This is a genomic window from Pseudomonas sp. MYb118 (assembly GCF_040947875.1).
In the GTDB taxonomy this organism is placed as follows: domain Bacteria; phylum Pseudomonadota; class Gammaproteobacteria; order Pseudomonadales; family Pseudomonadaceae; genus Aquipseudomonas.
In genome coordinates this window covers 2,589,444-2,613,942 of the sequence record NZ_JBFRXN010000002.1, presented here as the reverse complement: position 1 = coordinate 2,613,942, position 24,499 = coordinate 2,589,444, and the positions used below count along the sequence as shown (strand labels likewise).

Genomic DNA, 24,499 nt, shown 5'->3' with positions numbered 1-24,499 from the left:
GCACCCAGCGTCATCGTTGACGACCATCGCGAGCAAGCTCGCTCCTACAGGGGACACGGGAAAAGCAGACAGCCCTGTTCATCCAGATGAACAGGGCTTTTGTGTGTAAAAAAGAATGTTTCTCGACAACCCACGGCTTCATAATGCGCGCCGTGATGACCACTTTCGAACGAACAAGGCGAGCGACGTGTTGAAGAAAACCCTGTTCCAGTTGCACTGGTTTTTTGGCATCAGTGCCGGGCTGGTCCTGGCCCTGATGGGCATTACCGGGGCACTGGTGTCGTTTCAGGACGAAATCCTTTACGCGGTGAACCCTTCTGTCCTGCAAGTGCAGAAGCAGGCCGCCGGTGTGCTGCCGCCCGCCGAACTGGTGCAGAAAGTCGAAGCGGCCACCGGCCTGAAAGTCTCGATGCTGTCGGTGGATATCGACAGCGACATCGCCGCCCGTGCCTTCTTTACCGCGCCGCCGGGGGAACGTCGCGGCCCCATGCGGTTCTTCGACCCCTACACCGGCGAACTGCTGGGCGAGGCCAGTGGTCAGCAGTTTTTTGGCCTGATGCTGCAACTGCACCGTTTCCTCGCCATGGGTGACAGCGGCCGACAAATTACCGGTGCCTGCACGCTGATCCTGGTGTTCTTCTGCCTGTCGGGCCTGTACCTGCGCTGGCCGCGGCTGTGGAAAAGCTGGCGTGCCTGGCTGACCCTGGACTGGAAGAAAAAAGGTCGCAGCTTCAACTGGGACCTGCACTCCGTCGCGGGCACTTGGTGCCTGGTGTTTTACCTGTTCTCGGCGCTGACCGGGTTGTTCTGGTCCTACGAGTGGTACAGCAAGGGCCTGACACAATTGCTCTCCGATTCGCCGCAGAACGAACGCGTACGCAACCGTGGCCCGGCGCCAAGCGGTCCGGCGCCGGTCGCCGACTACTCGGCCATGTGGAGCAGCATCTATAGCGCCGCCGGCCCTGGCTTGAGCTTCTACAACACACGCATGCCACCAGTGGCCGGGCAACCGGCAACCGTGTTTTACCTGTTGAAGGATTCGCCCCACGATCGCGCCCTGAACCAGATCACCCTGGACCCGGCCACCGGCGACATCAAACGCCATGACCGCTACAGCGACAAAAGTTTCGGGGCGCAGTTGCTGACCAGCATCTACGCGCTGCACACCGGCAGCTACTTCGGCATCGGCGGGCGCATCATCCTCACGCTCACCGCCCTGACCATGCCGCTGTTCTTCGTCACTGGCTGGTTGCTGTACCTGGACCGTCGCCGCAAGAAACGCCAGATCAAGGACGCACGCAAAGGCCTGGTGCAACCGGCCGGCAACGCCCCGGCCTGGCTGATCGGTTTTGCCAGCCAGAGCGGGTTCGCCGAACAACTGGCGTGGCAGACCGCCGGCCAATTGCAGGCCGCCGGGTTGCCGGTGAAGGTGCAGCCGTTGGCAAGCGTCAGCGAACAGGACCTGCAAGCGTCGGACAACGCGCTGTTTGTGGTCAGCACCTTCGGCGAGGGCGATGCGCCCGACAGCGCCCGTGGTTTCGAACGCAAAGTGCTGGGCCAGTCGCCGAGCCTGGAACGCTTGAATTACGCGGTGCTGGGCCTTGGCGATCGCCAGTACCAGCACTTCTGCGGTTTCGCCCGACGCCTGCACAGCTGGCTCGGTGAGCACGGCGGCAAGAGCCTGTTCACCCCGGTCGAGGTCGACAGCGGTGACCCGTACGCCCTGCGCCACTGGCAGCAGCAACTCGGCCAGCTGACCGGCCAGGCGCCCGTGGACACCTGGCAGGCGCCGAGCTACGACAACTGGACGCTGGCGCGCCGCGAACTGATGAACCCGGAGAGCAGCGGCGCGCCGGTGTACATGCTCGGCCTGACTGCGCCGAGCACCAGCAGCTGGCTGGCCGGTGACCTGGTGGAAGTGCTGCCGCGCAACTGCCCGTGGGCCATCGAACATTTCCTCGATGGCCTGGGGATTGATGGCCGCGCCACGGTGCATCTCGATGACCTGTCGCAACCGCTGGAGCAGGCACTCGCCAGCCGCCAACTGCCGGAGAACCGTGCCCATCTGGTCGGCCTGCATGCCCAGGCGCTGGTCGATGCACTCGTACCCTTGGCCATGCGTGAATACTCCATCGCCTCGATAGCCGCCGACGGCGTGCTGGAACTGATCGTGCGCCAGCAACTGCACGCGGACGGCAGCCTCGGCATCGGTTCCGGCTGGTTGACCGAACACGCACCGGTGGGCAGCAGCATCAGCCTGCGCGTGCGGCGCAACAGCGGCTTCCACCTGCCGGCCGAGCCCGTGCCGATGATCCTGCTGGGCAACGGCACCGGCCTGGCCGGCCTGCGCAGCCTGCTCAAGGCGCGCATCGCCGACGGGCAGCAGCGGCACTGGCTGCTGTTCGGCGAACGCAACCGCGAACACGACTTCCTCTGCCGCAACGAGCTGCAGGAATGGCTGACCTCAGGCGACCTCGAACGCCTGGACCTGGCGTTCTCGCGGGATCAGGCCGAGAAAGTCTACGTGCAGGACGTTTTGCGCCAGCGTGCCGAAGAACTGAAAAAATGGCTAGCCGACGGCGCGTCGATCTACATCTGCGGCAGCCTGGAAGGCATGGCCAGCGGGGTCGACCAAGTGCTCAACGAGGTGCTCGGCGCTGCCGAGGTCGAGCGGTTGATCGAGCAGGGGCGCTACCGCCGGGACGTCTACTGACCGCGCCCCTCCCCCTGTAGGGCACCAGACACCCTGCGTCATCGTTAACGACCATCGCGGGCAAGCCCGCTCCTACAGAGTTCATGGGTGTTCACAAAAATGTGTTCACCCCGCATACCCACTGTAGGAGCGAGCTTGCTCGCGATGAGGCCATCAAACCCAACATCTCCAGCGCCTGACACACCGCCATCGCGAGCAGGCTCGCTCCCACAGGATTGAGCATGGAACACAAACTTTGTGCTCAACCCCGCTTACTGTGGGAGCGGGCTTGCCCGCGAAGAGGCCAGCAGCCTCTACAAAAAACCTGACAGAAAAATCACATCCCCCGGTCAGGTCCCAAGCAACACGCCGAATTGACCACCGCTCGACACACAACTTTTCAAGACCTTTCCTACGACGTATCTTGTTGCCGCGTTTCGGTATCGGCTCCATAGTTTGGACTCGCGGAAAAACACCGCGAACGACCTTGGCCGGTCGATGCAGGAACGCTACAGCGCGCCAATGGCGGCTGTGCGTGGGACACCTTCGGGTGTGCCGGTTCCTGTATCCGGTCGGCCAACCCGCGTGCAGCTGCCACCTATATCGTTTGGCCGCGAGGGGTGGCAGCTCCAAATACAGGAGCTACACAATGTTCGAAGCCATGCCGCGTTACCTGCCAATCGACACCCACGACGCCGACTCCCCGGTGCTCTTCGTCAACACCCACAAAGAACTCAGCCAACTCACCGCCTGCGCCGCACACCGCTTCAGCGTGGTGCGCGACCTGATGGATACCCTCTCCAGCCTGAACCTGAAAAACACCGATGACTGCGATCTGGTGCGCGTCATCCGGGCGGTTCATTTGCTCACTCGCGAAGGATGTGCAGTGCTGGATGTGGTGCAGGCGCGGGCTTTGCAGCGCGAGCATGAGTACAAAACCACGGTTTAGCGGTGGTGCTAACGATGCCATCGCGAGCAGGCTCGCTCCCACAGGTTTTATGGGTGTTCACACAAATGTGTTTACCCTGCTAATCCACTGTAGGAGCGAGCTTGCTCGCGATGGCGCCATCAAAATCAAACATCATCGGCGCCTGACACGCCGCCTTCGCGGGCAAGCCCGCTCCCACAGGATCGGCGGCGTTCACATGAATTGTGTTCGACGCATAATCATTGTGGAGGTGACAGCCATGAGCCCTTAACTCAGGCGCTCACCGGCTCCACCGCCAACTCCACCACTTCCGGGCGCTTGAGCAGGGCGTAGGCCACCGCCGTCAGCAGGCTTCCCGCGACAATCGCCAGCAGGTACAGCAGCGCATGGTTGATCGCATTGGGGATGGCCAGCACGAACAGGCCACCGTGCGGCGCCATCAGTTTGCAGCCGAAGTACATCGACAGCGCCCCGGTCAGTGCCCCGCCGGCGATGCTGGCGGGGATCACGCGCAGCGGGTCCTTGGCGGCGAAGGGGATGGCGCCTTCGGAGATGAAGCACAGCCCCAGCACCAGCGCCGCCTTGCCGGCCTCGCGTTCGGTCTGGGCGAACTTGCGGCGGGCGAGGAAGGTGGCGATGCCCAGGCCAATCGGCGGCACCATGCCAGCGGCCATGGTCGCGGCCATCGGGGCGTAGCTCTGCGAAGCCAGCAAGCCCACCGAGAAGGCGTATGCCGCTTTGTTGATCGGCCCACCCAGGTCGACGCACATCATGCCGCCCAGCACCACGCCCAGCAGGATCGCGTTGGTGGTGCCCATGCTGTCGAGGAAATGCGTCAGCCACGCGAGCATCTCAGCCACGGGTTTGCCGACCACGTAAATCATCACCAGGCCGGTGTACAAGCTCGCCAGCAACGGGATGATCAGGATCGGTTTCAACGCTTCGAGGCTTTGCGGCAGACGCACATAGCGATTGATCACGCGCACGGTGTAACCGGCGATGAAACCGGCAATGATCCCGCCGATAAAACCGGCGCCCAGGGTGCTGGCCAGCAGGCCGCCGATCATCCCCGGCGCGAGGCCCGGACGGTCGGCGATCGAGTAGGCGATGTAGCCCGCCAGCAGCGGCACCATCAGCTTGAACGCGGTCTCGCCGCCGATCTGCATCAGCGCGGCGGCGAGGGTGCCCTCCTCCTTGAACGCGGTGATGCCGAACACGAACGACAGGGCGATCATCAGGCCGCCCGCCACCACCATCGGCAGCATGAACGACACCCCGGTCAGCAGGTGTTTATAGACCCCGGTCTTCTCCTTGGCCGGTGCCTTGGCGCCACTCGCCGCGCTTTCCTGCTTGCCTTCGGCCAGCGCCTTGTTCAGGATCGACTCAGCGTGCTTGAGCGCAACGCCCGTGCCGCAGCGGTAGATTTTCTTGCCGGCAAAGCGCTCGGTGGCCACTTCGATGTCACAGGCCAACAGCACCACATCGGCCTGGGCAATCGCCTCGGCACTGAGGGGGTTGCGCGCACCGACCGAGCCCTGGGTCTCGACCTGCAGGTCGTAACCCAGACGTTTCGCCGCCGCCTGCAAAGCCTCAGCGGCCATGAAAGTGTGGGCGACACCAGTCGGGCAGGCGGTGATCGCCACCAGCCGCGGCACATGGCTTGTCGCGGGTGCCGGTTCGACTCCGGCTTCGGGAACCTTACAAACCTGCGCCTCCTGCGCCCCCCGTCGCAACACCGCCTCGACATCCTGCAACGCCTGCGCCGGCGTGCTCTGGAACACGCGCTTGCCGACGAACCGCGACAGGTCCACCGGCGCGCTGGTCACCAGCAACACCCACTCCGCCGCCTCGATGGTCGCGGCCGACAACTGCCGCTCGGGGTGCGCGGCGTCCGTCACCTCGACGCTGGTGCTCCAGCCCTGGCGCTGTGCTGCGGCATCGAGCAGGCGGGCGCACAGCACACTGGTGACCATGCCGTTCGGGCAGGCCGTAACAATGGCTAACTTCATGACAAACCCTCTTATTGTTCTGTCAGGGGACGCACGCGTACACCCTGTTCGAGCTGCGCCAATTGCGTCGCATCGCCTATGCCGTAACCGATCTGGGTCACCGCCATCGCGGCAATCGCCGTGGCGGTGCGCAGGGTCTGCTCCGGCGTGTCGGCACTGAGCAGGCCATGGAGCATGCCGGCCAACAGCGAGTCCCCGGCGCCCACCGTGCTGGCCACGCTGACCTTGGGCGGCGTGGCGTGCAGCGCCGCCCCCACACTGAACCAGTTGACGCCGTCGGCGCCGTGGGAAATCACCACGTGCTCAATGCCCTGACTGTGCAACCGCGCTGCGGCATCGGCCTGAGCGGCGACCGAAATCACCTCGCAGTCGAGCACTTGCGCCAACTCTTCGGTATTGGGCTTGATCAACCAAGGCCCGGCCTTGAGCGCCGCTCGCAATGCGTCGCCACTGGTATCGAGCGCAACCTTCAGGCCGAGTGTTTTCAATCCCAGAACCACGCCCTGAAACCACTCGAGGCTGATGCCCTGAGGCAGGCTGCCGGCCACCACCACCGCGTCATGCCCGAGGGCAATCTGCTCCAGCCGATCGAGCAACGCCTGTTGCGCCGCTTCGCTGACCTTCGGCCCCGGACCGTTGATGTCGGTGATTCGCCCGTCGCGCTCGGCGATCTTGATGTTGCTGCGGGTTTCACCGGGCACGCGGATGAACGCGTCGACGAATCCCCGTTTGGCGAACAGGCCTTCGAATGCTTGCAGATTATCCTCACCGAGGAATCCGCTCACCGTCACCTGATGCCCAAGGTCCGCCAGTACCTGCGCCACGTTCACGCCCTTGCCGGCGGCGTGGGTGTGCATGTCATCGCTGCGATTGACCTGACCGGGCTCCAGCCGCGGCAACTGCACCGTCAGGTCCAGCGCCGGGTTGAGGGTCAGGGTAAGAATCCGGGCCATTACAGCGCCTCCACCAATTCACGTACTTCATTTGCGCTGCCCACGGCCAGGGCCTGGCGGGCAATGTGTTGGGCCTGGGTCAGGCTGAGCTCGCGAATGCGTGCCTTGACCTCGGCAATGCTGCGCCCGGAGACGCTCAGTTCATCCACACCCAGGCCGACCAGCACCGGCACCGCCAGCGGGTCCGCCGCCAGCTCGCCGCACACGCCGACCCATTTGCCATGGGCATGGGCGGCGCGCACGGTGATGTCGATCAGTTGCAGCACTGCCGGGTGCAGGCCGTCCGCCTGGGCCGACAGGGTCGGGTGGCCGCGGTCGATGGCCAGTGTGTACTGGGTCAGGTCGTTGGTGCCGACGCTGAAGAAATCCACTTCCCTGGCCAGCACCGGGGCGAGCAACGCCGCCGACGGCACTTCGATCATGATCCCCAGTTGCAGGTCCGCCACCGGGATCTCCAGCCGCAGCCGTTCGGTCATGTCCCGCGCCTGGCGCCATTCATCGACGCTGCCGACCATCGGGAACATGATGCGCAGCGGCCGGTTGTCCGCCGCACGCAACAACGCGCGCAGTTGCGCTTCCATGATCTGCGGGCGCTGCAAGGTCAGGCGCACGCCGCGCACACCGAGGAACGGGTTTTCTTCCTTGGCGATCGGCCAATAGGGCAACGGCTTGTCGCCGCCGACATCGAGGGTGCGTACCACCAGCGGACGACCGGTCAGGCCATCGAGGACACGGCGGTATTCGGCCTCCTGGGTAGCCTCGTCCGGCGCCTGGGGGTGGGCCATGAAAATCAGTTCGGTGCGCAACAGGCCAATGCCTTCGGCGCCCTGCTCCACCGCGCTGCTGACACCGGCGCTTTCGCCGATGTTGGCGAACACTTCCACCGCGTGACCATCGCTGGTCAACGCCGGTTGGTGACGTTGTTCGGCGGCGGCCTTCAAGCGTTGTTCGCGGGTGTCGCGCTCCAGTGTGGCGCGCTGCAAGGTCGCCGCGTCGGCCTCCACGTGCAAGCGGCCGCGCTGACCATCGAGCAGTAACGGCGTGCCGGGCGCCAGCAGCAACACCGCCGCGCCCGCACCGACCAACGCCGGAATGCCGAGGGCGCGGGCGACGATGGCGCTGTGCGCGGTGGCACCGCCCCGGGCGGTGAGAATACCGGCGACCCGGACGGGGTCCAGGCGTGCCACGTCGGAGGGGCCGACTTCGTCCATCACCAGGATGTACGGCTGTTCGGGTTCGCTGGGGGTTTCGATGCCACACAGTTGCGCCAGTACCCGCCGGCCGATGTCGCGCAAGTCCGCCGCCCGCTCGGCGAGCAAGGCGTCCTGCAAGGCTTCCTGCTGTTGCGCCGCGCCTTCAATCACGGTCATCCACGCCGCTTCCGCGCTCTCACCCTGCTTGAGACGGGCCTCGACTTCGTCGGTCAGTTCCGGGTCGTCGAGCATTTCCTGATGGGTAACGAAGATGCCGCGAATCGCCTTGGACTGGCTGCGCTCGATCAATCCGGCGATGTCGCCACGCACCTGGGCCAGTGCCTGTTGCAGACGCTGGCGCTCAACGGCGGCCGACTCGCCGCGCAGCGGATAGTCGATGGCTTGCAGCACCTGGATGTGCGCCGGGCCAATGGCAATGCCCGGTGCGGCCGGGATGGCCTGGACCACGCTGCCGGCCACTGGCGCAAGCAGTACTTCGGCGACCTCGGCGATGACTTCGCGCGCCTGGCTCACGGGCGGCAGCGGTTCGACCTCTTCACCCAGGCCTTCTTCGATGGCCGCCAGCAACGCCGGCAACGCATCGGCTGCGATACCTGGTTCGGCGATCAGCTCCAGCACCTGACCACGACGGGCGCCGAGGCTGAGCAGTTTGCTCAAACTCTTGGCCGACACGGCGCTGTCGTGCCCGTCGGCCAGGCGCAGGCGAATTTCGCCGTCAAAACTTTTCGCCAGTTGCGCGAGGATCTGCGCCGGGCGGGCATGCAAGCCATGGGCGTTGGCCAGGGCGATACGCGCGCTTGGCCAGTCCTCTGGCAGCTCGCCGCCGAGCACTTCAAGGACCTTGCGCCGGCTGGTGGCGCGACCCAGTTCATGGCCACGACCTTCGATCAGCAGCGCGCACAGGCGCTCGAGCAGGGCCTGGTGTGCTTCGCCGAGGCTGGCCAGGCAGAACAGGCCAGTGAGGGGCTGCCCCAAATAACGCAGTGGTTTGTCCGGCGTGACGAACGCCAGGCCCGGACGCTTGACCGTCTGCTCGCTGTGCAGCCACCACAGGCCATCGCCCAGGGGCAGCGCCTCGACCTGCTGCAACACCGCGGAGAAACCACCGCTGACGCAGTCGGCCTGGCGCAGCAAACGAGCACCGCGCCACACCAGTTCCTCGAAGTCCTCGGCGGCGACGCCCAGGCCGATCATCTGCGCATCCAGCGCCAGCTCCTGCGGCGCGCCTTGCAGCAGTTTCAGCAGGGCCTCGGCGGAACTGGCACGACGCAGGGCCTGGCCGAGATCGGTCTCGCCCAGCGCACGGGTCAGCAATTGCAGCAGGCGCAGGTGTTCGTCGGATTTGGCAGCGATGCCGATGGCCAGGTACACCATCTGCCCGTCGCCCCAGTCCACGCCCTCGGGGAATTGCATCAGGCGCACGCCGGTGGAATGCACCTGGTCGCGGGTTTGCGGGGTACCGTGGGGAATGGCGATGCCCTGGCCAAGAAAGGTCGAGCCCTGGGCTTCACGCGCTTGCAGACCTTCGAGGTAGCCGTCGGCCACCAGGCCATCGTTGACCAGATGCTGCGCCAGCTGCGCAAGCGCTGCGGACTTGTCCACAGCCGTCTGGCCCATGGAAATCTGCTCTATCGTAAGCTCGAGCATGGGTTCTCCTATTTGGCACGTCAGGGCGCCAGGTATTGTTTTGAATGAGTCAGCTTAGGCGCTCGGTCGCAGCTTTTGGCGGTTTCGCGGCAGAACCGGCCAAATGCACCTAATGCGCAGAAAATACGCTTGCTGAAACGTTTAATCTAGTATGTTTGGCACGTTACTCGATAATGCTGCCCGGTTGAAGCACAACCTGTCGGATACGTTGCGACAATAGGCGTATCCCGGAATCGGGTAGGATTGGCGACAATGTCGGGGCACGCTCGGTAATAAAAAGGAAATCCCGGTTTGAAACTCAGTGATATCGCACAGTTGGCCGGTGTGTCCGTGACCACCGCCAGTTATGTCATCAATGGCAAGGCTGAGCAGCAACGCATCAGCAGCGCCACCGTCGAACGCGTCCGCGCGGTCGTCGAACTCCATGGCTTCACCCCCAATCCTCAGGCCGCCGGGCTGCGCAGCCGGCACACGCGTACCCTGGGTTTCATCCTGCCTGATCTGGAAAACCCCAGCTATGCGCGCATTGCCAAGCTGCTCGAACAAGGCGCACGGGCCCGCGGTTATCAACTGCTGATCGCCAGTTCCGACGACGCCCCGGACAGCGAGCGGCAACTGCTGCAACTGTTCCGCGCCCGGCGTTGCGATGCGCTGATCGTCGCCAGTTGCCTGCCCGCCGATGACGACAGCTACCGGCAGTTGCAGGCCAAGGGCATGCCGATCATCGCCATCGACCGGGTCATGGCGCCCGGAGAGTTCTGCTCGGTGATCAGCGACGACCGCGAGGCCAGCCTGCACTTGACCCGCAGCCTGCTCGACCCGTTGCCCAAACAGATCGCCCTGATCGGTGCGCGCCCGGAACTGAGCATCAGCCAGGACCGGGCCGCCGGGTTCAAGGAAGCCTTGACCGGGTTCGAAGGCGAGATCCTGATCGAGCACGCAGAATCGTTCAGCCGCGAATGCGGCAAGCAATTGATGGAAGAGCTGCTGCAACGCCTGGGGCATTTGCCGGAAGCGCTGGTCACCACCTCCTACGTGCTGCTGCAAGGCGTATTCGATGCCTTGCACGACTTCCCGCTGAAAACCCGGCCATTGCGCCTCGGCACTTTTGGCGACACGCAGTTGCTGGACTTCCTGCCATTGCCGGTCAACGCCATGGCCCAGCAGCATCAGCTGATCGCCGACAAGGCGCTGCAACTGGCCCTCGCCGCCATCGAGCAGGCCGATTACCAGCCCGGCGTGCACGCCATCGGCCGTACGTTCAAACAGCGTATTCACCAGGACTGAGCCGTGGAACTGATCGACACCCACACCCACCTGGACTTTCCGGACTTCGACGCCGACCGCTCGGCGTTGATGGCCGAAAGTCGCGCCCTGGGCGTACGCCAGATGGTGGTGCTGGGGGTTTATCAGGGCAACTGGCAGCGGGTCTGGGAACTGGTGCAAGCCGACCCGGACCTGCATGCCGCGTTCGGCCTGCACCCGGTGTATCTGGAGCAACACCGCCCCGATGATCTGCGCGAACTGGGCCATTGGCTGAGTCGCCTCGCCGGTCATCGCCAGCTCTGCGCCGTTGGCGAAATCGGCCTGGATTACTTTATCGAAACCCTGGACCGCGAGCGCCAGCAGGCGCTGTTCGATGCCCAGTTGCAACTGGCGGTCGACTTCAACCTGCCGGCGCTGATCCACGTGCGACGCAGCCATGCGGCGGTGATTGCCACACTCAAGCGCTTCAAACTCAAGCGTGCCGGCATCATCCACGCCTTCGCCGGCAGCCGCGAGGAAGCCCGGGAATACATCAAGCTGGGGTTCAAATTGGGTTTGGGCGGCGCAGCCACCTGGCCACAGGCACTGCGCATGCACCGCGTGCTGGCCGACTTGCCGCTGGACGCGGTGGTGCTGGAAACCGACTCACCGGACATGGCGCCGGCCATGTTCCCCGGCCAGCGCAACAGCCCGGCGCACCTGCCGGCGATCTGCGCGGCGCTGGCTGAAATCATGGCGATCAGCGCCGAGCAACTGGCGGCCGCAAGCACGGCCAATGCCCGTGAGTTGTTCGACTGGTAGTCAGTCAGTGTGGGCTTTGGCGGCTTCCAGGATCAGGGTGATGTGCTGTTTGTGCCTGGCGTATTGCACAACGATGAAGTAAACCAGAATCGCCAGCAGCGAGTAGTTCACCTGCTCAATCACACTGAGCAACCCCACCCACTCCATCACCAGCGCCACCAGCACGGCGGTGCACACCATCACCAGGGTACTGGCGCGCAACACGGCCAGGGAATCGAGGCCCTTGATCTGCTTGATCTGTTTCGGATCGCTCAGTTGCAGCGACTTGTGGCATTGCGAACAGGGAAATGCCTCATGAATGGCAATCGCATTGAGTTGCCAGGGTTCGAGCTGATGGGTGCATCCACAATGGGCGCAGTGCCCTTGTATTCCAGTTGCGACGGCCGACATAACCGAGCCTCCTCAAGGTAGGTCAGGGTTGTGGATCATCCTTTATTGAAGACCAAAAACCAGAGCCTGGAGCGAAACCGGATAGTACCTACTTGGTTGGGTAATAAAGATGACAGATCGTGTCTCTTATATTGATCGTTCCCACGCTCCGCGTGGGAATGCAGCCCGGGACGCTCTGCGGCCCGAAGCCGAACGCGGAGCGTCCGTGGAGGCGTTCCCACGCAGAGCGTGGGAACGATCAAGCAGGGGTCAAACCCTGAACGCACTGATCAGTTGCTTGAGTTCCATGACCTGCGCCGACAATGCCCGGCTCGCATCCTCGGTCTGGTGGGCGCCCTCGGCGGTGCGCTCGCCGGCGCGGTTGATCTCGACGATGTTCTGGTCGATGTCGTGGGCCACGGCGGTCTGTTGCTCCACGGCAGCGGCGATCTGCTGGTTCTGATCGACGATCATCCCCACGGCACCCAGGATGTTTTCCAGCGCCTGCTGGACCTTTTCCGACTGCCCAACGGTGCCGTTGGCCATTTGATGGCTGGTGCCCATGGCTTTCACCGCAGCGCCAACACCGCTGTGCAGCCTGGCGATCATCTGTTCGATTTCTTCGGTCGATTGCTGGGTGCGCTTGGCCAGGGTTCGCACCTCGTCCGCCACCACCGCGAAACCACGCCCCTGTTCCCCCGCCCTCGCCGCCTCGATGGCCGCGTTGAGCGCCAGCAGGTTGGTCTGCTCGGCGATGCTCTTGATCACCTCCAGCACGCTGCTGATGGACTGGCTGTCGCTGGCCAACTGGTTGATCACCAGCACCGATTGATCAATTTCGCTGGCCAGGGCGGCGATGCTGCCCTGCTGCGACTCCACCAGGCCGCGACCGTTGATGGTTTCGTCGTTGACGCTATGGGCGCTGCTGACCGCTGCGGCCGCGCTGCGCGCCACCTCCTGGGAGGTGGCCGACATCTGGTTCATGGCCGTCGCCACCTGTTCGATCTGCGTACGCTGCCCCGCCACGGCCTGATTGCTCTGGGCCGAAACATTCTCGACCTGCCCGGCCTGGCGCTCGACCTCGGCGACGGTCTGGCCGACCCGCTCGATCAGGTCATGGATCTTCTTCACGGTACCGTTGAACACCTCACCCAGCTCACCCAGTTCATCACGGCTGTTGGCGTTGAAGGTGATGGTCATATCGCCGGCCGCCACCTTGTCCATCATCGCGCCAAGACGCTTGAGGGTGGTGCGGGTCGAGGCGTAGAAACCGCCGTAGAGGTAGAAAATCAGCACAAACACCACAGACAGGGCGATGGCCTGCAACAGCATGTGGGTACGGTTCTGGCTCAGGCGCTGCTGCAATTGGGTATCGAGGAACTTCAGGGTCGCTTCGTTGAGCTGGTAGGTCTGGTCCATCAGGCCGGTGACCTGATCGTAAAAGGCCTGCCACGGCGCATCGAGGGTGTCGGCCATCACCACCTGTTCTTCGAACAATTCGCTGGCCTTTTTCAGCGTCGCCTTGCTGGCCTCGGCCCGGCTCGCCAGGGCTTCACGCGCCGCCTTGCTCGAACCCAGTGCGTCCTGCAGTTTCAGGCCGTATTCGCCTTGCAGCTTTTCGATCTGCGCCAGCAACTCATCAAAGCGAGTGCTCGACGACGAGTTGAGGAAACCTTGCCCAAGGGAGAAAGAACCCATGGCGCGACCGTCACCGAGCATCTGGGTGACCGGCGGTGTGATGTTGGTAATCAGCTCCGTGAGCTGGCGCATGTCGCTCTGGCTGTCACGGCTCAGGCCCGCCTGGCTGGCGACGATCTGGCTGAAGATCTGCGCATTGCCCAGCAACTTGCCGATCAGCGCGCTTTTGCTCTGTAACGAGTTTTCCGTCTGCTGGGCCTTGAACGCGCTGATCATTTCATCGCGCTTGCCATCGAACACGGCGACTTGCTCCGGATCGGTGGTCATTGCGGTCAGCCCTTGCAAGCGGGCGAGCACACTTTGTTCGAGTGCGGTGATTGTTGCTTCGACGTTACCGGCCTTGCCGGCCTGGCCGAGGACGACGTTGATCTGTACCAGGTTATTGAGGGTTTCCAGGTCGCGGCGCAGGTTCAAGCTGCTGCCCAGCAAATCGAGGCTTTGCAGCTCCACTTGCGTGCCCTGGAACTCACGATAGGAATCGCGCACCAGATAAAAGTTGGTCACCAGCATCGGCACCAGGAACAGGATGCTGATCAGGCTGAACTTCATGCCGAAGCTCAGGCGATTCATTAGCGCGACAGCGGGATTGAGCAAGCTCTTCACTGGAAGTCCCCCGTTGATTTTTTATTGTTATTGGCTGGCGCACGTCGACAGCAGATAGCCACCATTGAGCGCTATCGTTGTATAACTCAAATCGTCAGGGGGTTTTGTAACTTAAAGTTAACAGCCGCAGGGGATGCCCGCGGCTACGTCAATCGACTCAGGGAAGCACGGTCCACAAGGCGAAGCCGGCGTACCAGAGCACCGCTGCCCGCAGCAGCAACTCCCAGAGCCGGTCGAGGCTGTTGATGCCATCCGGCCCGGCCACCGGCGCGGGGATTTCACCCGCCACCAGGCCGATTTTTTCGATCAGTTGCGCAGCGCTGATGTTCCAGTTCAACAGCTCATGCAGCATCACTCGGCTCACGGCGACAAAATTACCGACCAAGGCGAAACTGGCCGCCAGCAAGCGCACCGGCACCCAATCGAACGCATGGCGCAGCTGAGTCGCGCACTCGACGACGGCGGGGTTTTGCCCGTGCTCTTCGGCCAGGGCGAGCAGTCGATAACTCAACGCCGCCACCGGCCCCAACAGGAAATACCAGAAAATCACCGCGAAAAAGCTCTGGTAGGCCTGCCACAGCAAATGGCCTTCGACCCGCTCCAGCAACTGTTCGCCGCTGTCGGCACAAATATCGAGGTCGCGCTTGGCCACATGGGCGGCGGCTTGCAGGTCTTCGCGGCGCCAGGCATCGCGAAACGGCCCAAGGCCACCCAGCAGATCACCCCGGCCCAGGCTGTAAATCACCACCAGCAAATGCACCGGCAGCGCCAGCAATCCATAGGCGACCGGATCGAGCACCACCAACAGCAACGCCAGCAGCGCCACCGGCAGCAACACCAGAATAATCAGAACCCACCAGGGGTGATTGGCCAGGCGCGGGCTGGCCTCAAGCTTGTGCAGTTCGCGCACCCACCCACCGTCACGCTGAACCTGATGGCGAAGGGCCGAGAATTTCTCGATCCACACCGCCAGCAGCAACACCAGAAAACTCATTGTTGTTCCTCTTTTGCCAGGGCGGCACGATAACGCGTCCAGTCGAACGCCGGTCCCGGATCGGTCTTGCGCCCGGGCGCGATATCGCTGTGCCCGCAGATGCGCTGCGTAGTAATGGCCGTGAACGTCCCCTGCAACTGCAGCGTCAACGCGGTCAGCACGGTGTATTGAGCGTCCGTGAATGGCAGATCATCGGTGCCTTCCAGCTCGATGCCCACGGAAAAATCGTTACAGGTTTCCCGCCCCTCGAAACACGACACGCCCGCATGCCAGGCGCGCTCCAGGCAGGAGACAAACTGCGTGACAGTGCCGTCGCGTTCGATCAGAAAATGCGCAGACACCCGCAGGTCGGCGATCCCCTCAAAGTAGGGATGCTCTGTGACATCCAGTTGATTCTGGAAAAATTCCTGCACCTTGCCGGTGGCGAACTGAGCCGGCGGCAGACTGATGTTGTGGATCACCAGCAGGGAAATCTCGCCCGTGGGGCGCGCATTGAAGTTGGGTGAGGGGCAGATGTTCACGCCCTGGCACCAACCGCTCGCGGGGTCCAACTGCATACCGGTTCCTTCAACGTCGACTGTGTGAGTGCCCAGTATGCCGCGATAGTCCCCCGGCGCGCGATCACTTGCCGCGATTGAGGCGTTGCAAGTTGTCGATCACCGACTCCAGGGCGCGGTCGAAGAGCAAGGTGTCGTCGAGCATGCGCACCGTGCCCCGACGAACATCCAGCGCCAGGCTGGTGCGGCTGCGCTCACGCACCTTCATGCCGGTGCGGTCGACAAAAATGTATTTGCCCGTGGCGTCGATGATCGCCGCCAGTTTGCAGCGCAGGGTGGTTTCCTCGTCTTCCTGAAACTCGACCCAGGCGCCGACCTGCAACCGGTCGATCTGCAACAGGCTCTCATCGTCCACTGCCGAAGGCCGGTCGACCGGCCCTTCGTCGGCGGTGTGCAAAAGGATTTCCTCGTGCACTTGCACCATCACCGGCGTGTCGATATCGCTGACCGTTTGCTCGAACAGTTGCAGGTGCAGGCTTTCCAGCTCACTGAAAAACTCGGCGGTGGCAAATGGATCGAACGCCGACCGACTCAACCCCTCGCGCAATGCCTTGAGCAACCCCGGTACCACCGCGAACAGGCGCTGTTGCGCGTCCGCTTCGTCATGGCGCTGGACGCTCCAGACCAGTTGATCCAGGGTCTGCACGTCGGCCTGCCATTCATCGGACTGCTCGCCATGCTTGAGGCACGTCAGCAGCAATACCTGGCTCCAGGCATCCTGGACAAACGCCAGCACCCGTTGCGGCAGCACTTTGCCCAGCACCACGCTGTTCAATGCCTGCTCGACCTGCTGCCTGGCCAGTTCGGTTTTGGCCCGCCCCTCTTCGGCATCGCGGGTGCGTTGCTCCAGCAACTCACTGCGGCGGCGTTCGTCGCTGGTGAACGCGAGAAACTCGGCAAGCAAATCGGAAAAAATCGCCGGGTCGTCGACAAAGTCGTTCAACAGGCGTTGCACCACCTGTTCGATGCGCAGGTACAGGCTGTCGCGTTGATGATCGTCGCAATCCCCCCAGCCCATGGCCGCGGCGGCAATTTCGTTGAGCAGGCGGCGAGCCGGGTGACAGCCACGACTGAAGAAGCTCTTGTCCAGCACCGCCACCTTGAGCATCGGAATCTGCAGGCGGCCAATCAGCGCCTTGAGCGAATCCGGCAGGTTGCGGTCGTCGAGGATGACCTCGAACAGCATGGCGATCAGGTTGATCACGTCTTCGTCGGCAACGCCGACCACCCGCGACTTGCCGCTTTTGACGCTGATGCGGGTCAACAGCTGTTCGAGTTGGTTGCGCAGATCGAAGTCATCCTGCGCCGCCGGGGTCGGCACGTATTGCTGCAAATGCGAGAGCATCCGAAGCAGGTCACGGGTGGAAATCGGTTGTGCCGGCGCGCTGACTTCCAGGGTCGGCGCCACGCTGCCGCGCACGTGAAACAGCAACTCTTGCAGGGCGGCGAACACTTCCTGGACGCCTTCGTCGAGCGGCGCATGGGCTTCGGCCGCTTCGGCCTGGACGCTCGCTTCGGCACGATCGAGGGCGCGGCGTGCCGGGGCAGACTTGAGGTCGGGCAAAATACCGGTGGCGATCAGCAGTTGATTGGCGTCGGTGTAGAGCTGGTCGGCCTCGCTGAGCACATAACGCTCGAACAGCTTGAGGATAATCAGCTTGACCTTGATCTCCACCCCGAGATTACGCGCCGCCTGCATGAAAAACTCACAGAGCATCTCCGGGCCCAGCGGATTGTTGGGCGTCGTCAGTTTCTTGCCAATCAGGGTGCTGAGCCGGGCCGTCAGTTGATCGAGCGCGAAACCATCGCGATTCAAGGCTTTGTTGACCATCGCCTCCACTGCCAGGCTGCGCTCCAGCTCATCGCCCGACAGCTGCGTCACCGTCTCGATAGCCACGGCCGGTGGCGCTGCCATCGGTGCCGTGCTGTAGCGGGTCAGCTCGACGAAAGCCTCGAAAACCTGTTCGAGAAACACCCGCTCGATACTTTTGCGCTTGAGGCGCAAATCGCGCATGGCCTGGAAAAAGATGTTCTGGTCGACGTCATTGCGCGCTCGGTCGGCCATTTCAAACAGCATATCGTCGGCGTTATCGAACAGCTCCTGCAAACCATGCCTGAGCTCGAGCACGGCCTTGTCACGGACCTGAAGCAGAATCACGGGCACGCGGGCGAGCGGCGACAGGGTCGCCGGATCAATAGCCGCCTTGTGCAAAGGCACTACATTGCCATCGTTGTGCATCGTGCCTCCGTATCCGTCAAAGCCATGACGTCAATTGCAAGGCGCATTATCTTGCAAAAGATGTCCCTTGTGCCAGCAGACTTCGCTGCACACAGGCAACAGACGCGTGAAATTGCCCGCCGTTCAACGCAAATTGCTCGAAGAATCGACCAAATGCCGCTTCGACAGCCATCTGAGCGCTTCTCGCGCCTTGGGTTGCCTCGCACCATGGCCCTATAATCGGGCCACTTTGTTTGTGGAGTCCGTTATGCCGAATCTACGTCTCGCCAATCTGACCGCCGAAATCGAAGCCAATGTGCGCCGCGCGTTGCTCGAAGATGTCGGCAGCGGCGACATCACCGCGCAACTGATCCCGGCCGAGCGCCTGGCCAAAGCCACCATCATTACCCGCGACGCCGCTGTCATCGCAGGTACCGCCTGGGTGGACGCGGTGTTCCGGCAGCTGGACCCTCGGGTAGCCGTGCACTGGCAGGTGCGTGACGGCGAACGGGTAAAACCCGATCAAGCCCTGTTCCACCTCGAAGGCCCCGCCCGCTCGCTGTTGACCGGCGAACGCAGCGCGCTGAACTTCCTGCAATTGCTGTCTGGCGTGGCCACGCGCGCGCAGTACCTGGCAGACTTCGTTGCGCAAACCCAGGTGAAGTTGCTCGATACCCGCAAAACCCTGCCAGGGCTGCGCCTGGCGCAGAAGTACGCCGTGACCTGCGGTGGCTGCCACAATCACCGCATCGGCCTGTACGATGCCTTCCTGATCAAGGAAAACCACATCGCGGCGTGCGGTGGCATCGCGCAAGCGATCAACGCCGCGCACAAGATCGCCCCGGGCAAACCGGTGGAAATCGAAGTGGAAAGCCTGGAGGAACTCAAGGAAGCACTGGAGGCCGGCGCCGACATCATCATGCTCGACGAGTTGAGCCTGGATGACATGCGTGAAGCCGTACGCCTGAATCGCGGCCGGGCAAAACTGGAAGCCAGTGGCGGCATCAATGAATCGACGCTGCTGCCAATTGCCCAGACCGGGGTCGACTATATCTCGATCGGGGCGATGACCAAGGACGTGAAGGCGGTGGACCTGTCGATGCGCCTGAGCATCTGACGTTTGTCGCCGCAATGAAAAACGCCAGCCTCATCGAGGCTGGCGTTTTTGTCAGACCACCAGATTGTTCATCTCGCAGTACTCTTCCCACTCGACGCCCAACACCTCGGCGGCTTCCTTGTGCAGCGCCAGGCGCGTCGCCTCGAATTCTTCAGGGCTGGAGGTGTACTTGAGCGTCAGCTCCCACGGCTGCAAGCCCTGGGCTTCGGCCTCGTCCTCGAAGGCCCACTGGATCTGGTCCTTCTGATCGTCGGCAGACAGATCCTTGATCTCGTCGGCCAACTGCGGGGACTCAAGCAGGTATTTTTTCAGCGCTTCTTCGTGCCGGGCTTCCTGGCTCAATACTGTTTCGGTCATGTCGTTCTCGCTGATCGAGGGAATGGAAGATGGATCTGGATCATCTAGGATCTCTCTGACGCAAATAACCGCAAACACTGCGGTTTACCTGGCCTTCAGAACCATTCGGGGATCATCTGAAAACGCCTGGGTGAAACCCGGGCAAGCTCCGAATATAGGATGTTTGTCGGTCGAATGACACGGGTCTTTACATCAATCGCACAAAAACCTTGCGATCAGGAACATAAGTCAAAAAGCCGAGTCATAGCGATGTGCCACCTCGGCACCTCATAGGGAAATTTGACGATGTCTGCTGACCGCAAGCGTTCCGCTGCCCTGTCCACCGCTGCATTCGCAACCGTGTTGAGCATTCTGGCATTACCCATTACGGCACAGGCCGCCGACATTGAGCCGCGCGGGAACATTTCACAATGGGCGAAAATAGCGAGCGTGCAAAACGAGGCCGGCCATATAACGCTGACCCCCACCGATTTCGAGCCCAGCGACATCAAGAAAATGCAGGACGCCCTCAGCGACCAGGCGCGCCAGATCGAAGAGCTGAAACGCAGCAATGGCACAAGCTCAAGCTCCAGCAGCAAGGAAATCGACGAGCTCAAGCGCACCGTCAAGGAACAGGAGCGCGACCTGGATAATCAGCGCAAGCAGATCGAAGAGCTCAAGCGCAGCAGCGGTTCCAGTTCGAGTTCCAGCAACAGCGAGATATCCAACCTCAAGCGCGATATCAGCGAACAGGATCGCACCATCGACCAGCTCAAGCGAACCGTCGAGGAGTTGAGCAGGAAGGTGAAGTAAGAAGAGGGATGGTGCCCGAAACAGGAATCGAACCTGCGACCTTCGCGTTACGAGTGCGCTGCTCTACCGACTGAGCTACACGGGCAGTGGGCTAAACCTAGCACTGACTTTCAGGCCAGGCAACTTCGTGAGTGGTTTGGGTTTCATACAGGCGAAAAAAAGCCCCGCAGCGTTCACTGCGGGGCTTTTTTCATGACGCTGAAGCCGTCAGGCGATTAAACGCCCGAAGCCTTGGCTGCTGCCACGTCTTTGATGGACAGCTTGATACGGCCGCGGTTGTCCACGTCCAGTACCAATACTTCCACTTCCTGGCCTTCTTTCAGGATGTCGGTCACTTTCTCTACGCGAGCGTCGCTCAGCATGGAGATGTGCACCAGGCCGTCCTTGCCAGGCAGGATGTTGACGAATGCGCCGAAGTCGACGATGCGCTCAACCTTGCCGACGTAGATCTTGCCGATTTCAGCTTCTGCAGTGATGCCCAGAACGCGCTGACGAGCCGCTTCTGCCGCTTCCTTGGTTTCGCCGAAGATCTTGATCGAACCGTCGTCTTCGATGTCGATCGAAGCCTTGGTTTCTTCGCAGATCGCACGAATGGTCGCGCCGCCTTTACCGATGACATCACGGATTTTGTCGGTGTCGATTTTCATCGCGATCATGGTCGGAGCGTTGGCCGACAGTTCGGTACGCGACTGGCCGATGATCTGGTTCATCTGACCGAGGATGTTCAGGCGCGCTTCCAGGGCTTGGCCCAGGGCGATTTCCATGATCTCTTCGGTGATGCCCTTGATCTTGATGTCCATCTGCAGCGCGGTGACGCCTTTGGCGGTACCGGCTACCTTGAAGTCCATGTCGCCCAGGTGGTCTTCGTCACCCAGGATGTCGGTCAGGACGGCGAATTTCTCGCCTTCTTTAACCAGACCCATGGCGATACCGGCCACCGGTGCCTTCATTGGAACGCCAGCGTCCATCAGGGCCAGGGAAGCGCCGCAGACCGAAGCCATCGAGCTCGAACCGTTGGATTCGGTGATTTCCGATACCACGCGGATGGTGTACGGGAACACGTCGGCAGCAGGCAGCATGGCCTGAACCGAACGACGAGCCAGACGGCCGTGACCGATTTCACGACGACCAGCGCCACCCATGCGACCACACTCGCCCACCGAGAACGGAGGGAAGTTGTAGTGCAGCATGAACGGGTCTTTTTTCTCGCCTTCCAGGGTGTCCAGCAGTTGCGCGTCACGGGCGGTGCCCAGGGTTGCAACGACCAGCGCCTGGGTTTCACCACGGGTGAACAGCGCCGAACCGTGAGTCTTCGGCAGCACGCCGACTTCGATGTTCAGCGGACGTACGGTGCGAGTGTCGCGACCGTCGATACGTGGCTTGCCGTTGACGATGTTTTCGCGAACGGTGCGGTATTCGATTTCACCGAAAGCGGCTTTGACTTCGCTGGACGAAGGCTGGCCTTCTTCACCGGACAGCTTGGCCACGACCTGGTCTTTCAGCTCGCCCAGGCGAGCGTAGCGGTCGGCCTTGACGGTGATGGTGTAGGCCTGGGAGATCGCTTCGCCGAACTCGGCACGGATAGCGCCCAGCAGTTCGGTGGCTTCGGCTTGTGGAGCCCAGGTCCAGGTTGGCTTGGCGGCTTCGGCAGCCAGCTCTTTGACAGCCTTGATGACCGACTGGAACTCGTCGTGGGCGAACAGCACGGCGCCCAGCATCTGGTCTTCGGTCAGCTCTTTGGCTTCCGATTCAACCATCAGTACGGCTTCTTCGGTACCGGCAACGACCATGTCCAGGCTGGAAGCAGCCAGTTGCTCGTAGGTCGGGTTCAGCAGGTAGCCGGTGCTTTCGTGGAACGCAACGCGGGCAGCGCCGATCGGACCGTCGAAAGGAATGCCGGAGATGGCCAGCGCAGCCGAGGTACCGATCATCGCAGCGATGTCCGGATCGGTTTTCTTGCTGGTGGAAACGACGGTGCAGACAACCTGCACTTCGTTCATGAAGCCTTCAGGGAACAGCGGACGGATCGGACGGTCGATCAGTCGGGAAGTCAGGGTTTCTTTTTCCGAAGGACGGCCTTCGCGCTTGAAGAAACCGCCAGGGATCTTACCGGCAGCGTAAGTCTTTTCCTGGTAGTGAACGGACAGAGGGAAGAAGCCCTTGCCTGGATCGGCTTGTTTTGCACCGACTACGGTCACCAATACGCTGACGTCGTCGTCAACGGTGACCAACACTGCGCCGGAGGCCTGACGGGCGATACGGCCAGTCTCGAGGGTAACGGTCGACTGACCGAACTGGAATTTCTTGATTACCGGGTTCACGGTGTCCTACCTTCTTTTGTGGCTCTTGGGGGAACTTGTCTTCTTGCGAAATTCTTGGGCAATGTCGGGAATCGGCCCAACGCCTGTCCAGGGTAAAACGTCCATCCAGATAAAACTTGAGGCTGGGAGCCTGCCATACGCCAGCGGGAAACCCACTGACGTACGACAGACAACCAACCTCTAGCGCAATCGCTGATTAGCGACGCAGACCCAGGCGAGCGATCAGAGCGCTGTAACGGCTCAGGTCCTTGCCTTTCAGGTAGTCCAGCAGCTTGCGACGCTGGTTAACCATGCGGATCAGACCACGACGGGAGTGGTGATCTTTACCGTTGGCCTTGAAGTGACCTTGCAGTTTGTTGATGTTGTGGGTCAGCAGTGCAACTTGCACTTCTGGCGAACCAGTGTCACCAACAGATTGCTGGTAGTCAGCAACGATTTGAGCTTTTTCTTGAACGTCGAGAGCCATGAGGCAATCCTTTTTATCAGGAAACTGTTTCAGGAAAACAGTTTCAACAGGCCAGGGACAAATCCCTGTATCAATAAAAGAGCAGTGACCGTGCCTGTTGACAGCCACCCTCGCCAGCCTGCTGTTACACAGACCGGTTTTCGGTCATTCCGACCGAATCAGTCGACGCGGCGCGATGCGCCCGTCTTCGCTCACTTCACCGATCCCGATGAAGCGACCGTTGTGATCCTGTACCCGCACCATGCCGAACTTCGGAGCATCCGGGGCACGTACCGGCTGGCCGTTGAGCCAGTAGAACGCGCTCGCTTCGGAGAACTGCAGCAGCGGCCAATCCTGCAGGCCGCTGTCCGATGGCATCAGGAAGCGGTCGACCGCTTCGTTGCCGCCTTCGGCATGTACCGCTTCCAGCTCTTCGAGCGTGACGGTCTGCGCCAGCGTGAAAGGCCCGGCCTGGGTCCGTCGCAGTTCTGCAACGTAAGCGCCACAACCGAGTTGCTCACCGATATCCTCCACCAGGGTACGGATATAGGTGCCTTTGCTGCAATCCACGGCAAGCCGCGCAGTATCGCCTTCGAAGGCCAGCAATTCCAAGCGCGCAATAGTAACAGAACGCGGTTCGCGCTCCACTACTTCCCCTGCACGGGCGAGCTTGTACAGCGGCTGGCCATCACGCTTGAGCGCCGAGTACATCGGCGGTATCTGACTGATTTGCCCGCGAAATTTCGGTAGAACCGCTTCGATATCGGATCGACCAACGGTCACCGGGCGCTCCTGCAAAATTTCACCCTCGGCATCGGCCGTGCTGGTGGTCTTGCCCAATTGCGCCAGGGTTTCATAGCCCTTGTCGGAATCGAGCAGGTATTGCGAGAACTTGGTGGCTTCGCCAAAGCACAACGGCAATACGCCGGTGGCCAGCGGATCGAGGCTGCCGGTGTGCCCGGCCTTCTCGGCATTGAGCAGCCAGCGGACCTTCTGCAACGCCGCGTTCGACGTGAAGCCCAGGGGCTTGTCGAGCAGGATGATGCCGCTGACGTTACGACGGATACGTTTGACCTGAGCCACCGGTTACTCCTTGGTGTCTTCAGCTTCTGCCGCAACCGAGTGCTGGCTGTCTTCAGCGACAGCACGCTCGATCAGGGCCGACAGGTGCGCACCACGCACGACGCTTTCGTCGTAGTGGAAGTGCAGCTGCGGAACGCTGCGCAACTTCATCTCGCGGGCCAGCTGCATACGCAGGAAACCGGCGGCGGAGTTGAGCACCTTGATGCTTTGCGCGATGTCTTCGGCGTTGTCCTGGCCCATCACGGTGATGAAGATCTTGGCGTGACCGACGTCACGGCTGACTTCAACGGCGGTGATGGTCACCAGGCCCACGCGTGGGTCCTTGACTTCACGACGGATCAGTTGTGCCAGCTCACGCTGCATCTGATCGCCGATACGTTGGGTACGGCTGTATTCTTTTGCCATGTCTTGTTACCTGTTACTGCCCCACGGTGA

Annotated in this window: 19 protein-coding genes and 1 tRNA gene; 6 read left to right on the top strand and 14 right to left on the bottom strand. The window is 62.0% G+C overall.

What is annotated here, in order from left to right; all coding sequences use genetic code 11:
- Positions 1-187 precede the first annotated feature (187 nt).
- Positions 188-2,713 carry a PepSY domain-containing protein gene (locus ABVN20_RS17720; protein ID WP_368556999.1) on the top strand — a complete coding sequence of 842 codons (2,526 nt, stop codon included), beginning with the start codon at positions 188-190 and terminating at the stop codon, positions 2,711-2,713.
- A 628-nt stretch (positions 2,714-3,341) separates the two neighbouring features.
- Complete coding sequence (locus tag ABVN20_RS17715) at positions 3,342-3,641, top strand: hypothetical protein (RefSeq protein WP_368556998.1); 300 nt, start codon at positions 3,342-3,344, stop codon at positions 3,639-3,641.
- Between the two features lie 251 nt (positions 3,642-3,892).
- On the opposite strand, the gene ABVN20_RS17710 is transcribed toward ABVN20_RS17715, so the two are convergent.
- The 3 genes from ABVN20_RS17710 to ptsP are packed head-to-tail and all read right to left on the bottom strand — an operon-like array spanning position 3,893 to position 9,443.
- The gene (locus tag ABVN20_RS17710; protein WP_368556997.1) at positions 3,893-5,629 is read right to left on the bottom strand and encodes a PTS fructose-like transporter subunit IIB; all 1,737 of its coding nucleotides are present in this window, start codon (positions 5,627-5,629) and stop codon (positions 3,893-3,895) included.
- 11 nt (positions 5,630-5,640) lie between these two features.
- Entirely contained in the window at positions 5,641-6,582 is a 942-nt protein-coding gene (gene pfkB / locus ABVN20_RS17705) for a 1-phosphofructokinase (protein WP_368556996.1), read from the bottom strand.
- Positions 6,582-9,443, bottom strand: coding sequence for a phosphoenolpyruvate--protein phosphotransferase (gene ptsP, locus ABVN20_RS17700; RefSeq protein WP_368556995.1), 2,862 nt, complete (start codon positions 9,441-9,443; stop codon positions 6,582-6,584). The genes pfkB and ptsP overlap by 1 nt, the downstream gene beginning before the upstream one ends.
- A 291-nt stretch (positions 9,444-9,734) precedes the next feature.
- On the opposite strand from ptsP, the gene cra reads away from it, so the two are divergent.
- Complete coding sequence (cra, locus tag ABVN20_RS17695; protein WP_368556994.1) at positions 9,735-10,730, top strand: catabolite repressor/activator; 996 nt, start codon at positions 9,735-9,737, stop codon at positions 10,728-10,730.
- Between the two features lie 3 nt (positions 10,731-10,733).
- The gene (locus tag ABVN20_RS17690; protein WP_368556993.1) at positions 10,734-11,510 is read left to right on the top strand and encodes a TatD family hydrolase; all 777 of its coding nucleotides are present in this window, start codon (positions 10,734-10,736) and stop codon (positions 11,508-11,510) included.
- Here the strand turns inward: ABVN20_RS17690 and ABVN20_RS17685 are convergent, their stop codons facing one another.
- The 5 genes from ABVN20_RS17685 to ABVN20_RS17665 form a co-directional block, all read right to left on the bottom strand.
- Positions 11,511-11,900, bottom strand: coding sequence for a hypothetical protein (locus ABVN20_RS17685; RefSeq protein ID WP_368556992.1), 390 nt, complete (start codon positions 11,898-11,900; stop codon positions 11,511-11,513).
- A 249-nt stretch (positions 11,901-12,149) separates the two neighbouring features.
- On the bottom strand, positions 12,150-14,180 hold the full coding sequence (locus tag ABVN20_RS17680; RefSeq protein ID WP_368556991.1) for a methyl-accepting chemotaxis protein: 2,031 nt from the start codon (positions 14,178-14,180) through the stop codon (positions 12,150-12,152).
- Positions 14,181-14,337: 157 nt separating this feature from the next.
- On the bottom strand, positions 14,338-15,174 hold the full coding sequence (gene ampE / locus ABVN20_RS17675; protein WP_368556990.1) for a regulatory signaling modulator protein AmpE: 837 nt from the start codon (positions 15,172-15,174) through the stop codon (positions 14,338-14,340).
- Positions 15,171-15,731, bottom strand: a complete 561-nt coding sequence (gene ampD / locus ABVN20_RS17670; protein ID WP_368556989.1) for a 1,6-anhydro-N-acetylmuramyl-L-alanine amidase AmpD — start codon at positions 15,729-15,731, stop codon at positions 15,171-15,173. The genes ampE and ampD overlap by 4 nt, the downstream gene beginning before the upstream one ends.
- 64 nt (positions 15,732-15,795) lie before the next feature.
- Positions 15,796-17,970 carry a DUF1631 domain-containing protein gene (locus ABVN20_RS17665; protein WP_368556988.1) on the bottom strand — a complete coding sequence of 725 codons (2,175 nt, stop codon included), beginning with the start codon at positions 17,968-17,970 and terminating at the stop codon, positions 15,796-15,798.
- A gap of 247 nt (positions 17,971-18,217) precedes the next feature.
- Between ABVN20_RS17665 and nadC the strand changes: the two genes are divergently transcribed.
- Positions 18,218-19,066 carry a carboxylating nicotinate-nucleotide diphosphorylase gene (gene nadC, locus ABVN20_RS17660; protein ID WP_368556987.1) on the top strand — a complete coding sequence of 283 codons (849 nt, stop codon included), beginning with the start codon at positions 18,218-18,220 and terminating at the stop codon, positions 19,064-19,066.
- Positions 19,067-19,117: 51 nt separating this feature from the next.
- Here the strand turns inward: nadC and ABVN20_RS17655 are convergent, their stop codons facing one another.
- Entirely contained in the window at positions 19,118-19,423 is a 306-nt protein-coding gene (locus ABVN20_RS17655) for a DUF6388 family protein (protein ID WP_368556986.1), read from the bottom strand.
- Between the two features lie 285 nt (positions 19,424-19,708).
- Between ABVN20_RS17655 and ABVN20_RS17650 the strand changes: the two genes are divergently transcribed.
- On the top strand, positions 19,709-20,215 hold the full coding sequence (locus tag ABVN20_RS17650; protein ID WP_368556985.1) for a hypothetical protein: 507 nt from the start codon (positions 19,709-19,711) through the stop codon (positions 20,213-20,215).
- 9 nt (positions 20,216-20,224) lie between these two features.
- Here ABVN20_RS17650 and ABVN20_RS17645 read toward each other — a convergent pair.
- The 5 genes from ABVN20_RS17645 to rbfA form a co-directional block, all read right to left on the bottom strand.
- A tRNA-Thr gene (locus tag ABVN20_RS17645) sits at positions 20,225-20,300 on the bottom strand.
- A 130-nt stretch (positions 20,301-20,430) separates the two neighbouring features.
- A complete protein-coding gene (pnp, locus tag ABVN20_RS17640) occupies positions 20,431-22,536 on the bottom strand; it encodes a polyribonucleotide nucleotidyltransferase (RefSeq protein WP_368556984.1) in 2,106 nt (701 codons plus the stop codon).
- A gap of 196 nt (positions 22,537-22,732) precedes the next feature.
- A complete protein-coding gene (rpsO, locus tag ABVN20_RS17635) occupies positions 22,733-23,002 on the bottom strand; it encodes a 30S ribosomal protein S15 (protein WP_368556983.1) in 270 nt (89 codons plus the stop codon).
- Between the two features lie 144 nt (positions 23,003-23,146).
- Entirely contained in the window at positions 23,147-24,064 is a 918-nt protein-coding gene (gene truB / locus ABVN20_RS17630; protein WP_368556982.1) for a tRNA pseudouridine(55) synthase TruB, read from the bottom strand.
- Positions 24,065-24,067: 3 nt separating this feature from the next.
- Positions 24,068-24,469 (bottom strand): 30S ribosome-binding factor RbfA, encoded by a 402-nt coding sequence (gene rbfA / locus ABVN20_RS17625; RefSeq protein WP_368556981.1) that lies wholly within the window; start codon positions 24,467-24,469, stop codon positions 24,068-24,070.
- Positions 24,470-24,499 lie beyond the last annotated feature (30 nt).